The 1,227-nt window shown below is 68.9% G+C and carries 1 protein-coding gene; it reads right to left on the bottom strand.

Annotation, left to right across the window (positions count from 1 at the left end; translation table 11 throughout):
- Positions 1 to 40: 40 nt before the first annotated feature.
- The coding region (locus WEB03_RS01790) for a xanthine dehydrogenase family protein molybdopterin-binding subunit (protein WP_368069258.1) at positions 41 to 1,227 on the bottom strand (1,187 nt) is incomplete at its 5' end.

The following is a 1,227-nucleotide window of genomic DNA, read 5'->3' as shown; positions in this document are numbered from 1 at the left end:
TCGATGGACCCGGCCCGGATGTAGTCGAAGGTCGCGGGGATCACGCTGCACCTCCCTTCGCCGTCTGGATGGCTTCCCAGACGTTCCTCGGTGACGCGGGCATCCGGACGTCGTTCACCCCGAGCGGTCTCAGCGCATCGACCACGGCGTTGATCACCGCGGGCGTCGAGGCGATCGTGCCCGCCTCGCCGACGCCCTTGACGCCGAGCGGGTTGGAGGTGGCCGGCGTCTCGGTCCGGTCCGTCACGAACGTCGGCAGGTCGGCGGCCGACGGCGCGTAGTAGTCGATGATGGACCCGGTCGTCAGGTTGCCGTCGGCGTCGTAGACCGCCTCCTCGAACAGCGCCTGCGCGATGCCCTGGGCGAGCCCGCCGTGGACCTGCCCCTCGACGATCTGCGGGTTGATGACCTTGCCGATGTCGTCGACGGCGACGTAGGAGCGCAGGTGGACGTGCCCGGTCTCGGTGTCGACCTCGACCGCGCAGAGGTGCGTGCCGTGGGGGTAGGAGAAGTTCTCCGGGTCGACGGTCGCATCCGAGTCGAGCGACGGTTCCATGTCCTCGGGGTAGTCGTGCGCCGCGAAGACCGCGAGCGCGACGTCCTGGATGGTGGTCGACGCGTCCGGCGACCCCTTCACGCTGAAGGTGCCGCGATCGAACTCGAGGTCGTCCTCCGACGCCTCGAGCAGGTGCGCGGCGACCTTCTTGGCCTTGGCCACGACCTTGTCGCAGGCCGACACGACCGCGTACCCGCCGACGACCAGCGACCGGGACCCGTAGGTGTCCATGCCCTTGTGCGCGATGGCGGTGTCGCCGTGTCGTACCTCGACGTCCTCGTAGTCCACACCCAGCTGGTCGGCGGCGATCTGGGACCAGGCGGTCACGTGTCCCTGGCCGTGGGGCGAGGTGCCGGTGATGACCTCGACCTTGCCGGTGGGCAGCATCCGGACCGACGCGTGTTCCCAGCCGCCGGCCCCGTAGGACAGCGACCCGAGCACCCGTGACGGCGCGAGGCCGCACATCTCGGTGAACGTCGAGATGCCGATACCGAGCTGGACCGGATCGTCCGACTCCCGGCGACGACGCTGTTCCTCCCGGAGGCCGTCGTAGTCGAACAGCTCCCTGGCCTTGACCGTCGCCGCCTCGTAGTTGCCCGAGTCGTAGGTGATCCCGGCGATGGTCTCGTAGGGGAACTCCTCGTGCTTGATCCAGTTGCGTTCGCGCAGCT

The sequence above is a fragment of the Nitriliruptor sp. genome (assembly GCF_040882075.1).
In the GTDB taxonomy this organism is placed as follows: Bacteria; Actinomycetota; Nitriliruptoria; order Nitriliruptorales; family Nitriliruptoraceae; genus Nitriliruptor.
This window is presented reverse-complemented; position numbering and strand designations above follow the sequence as displayed.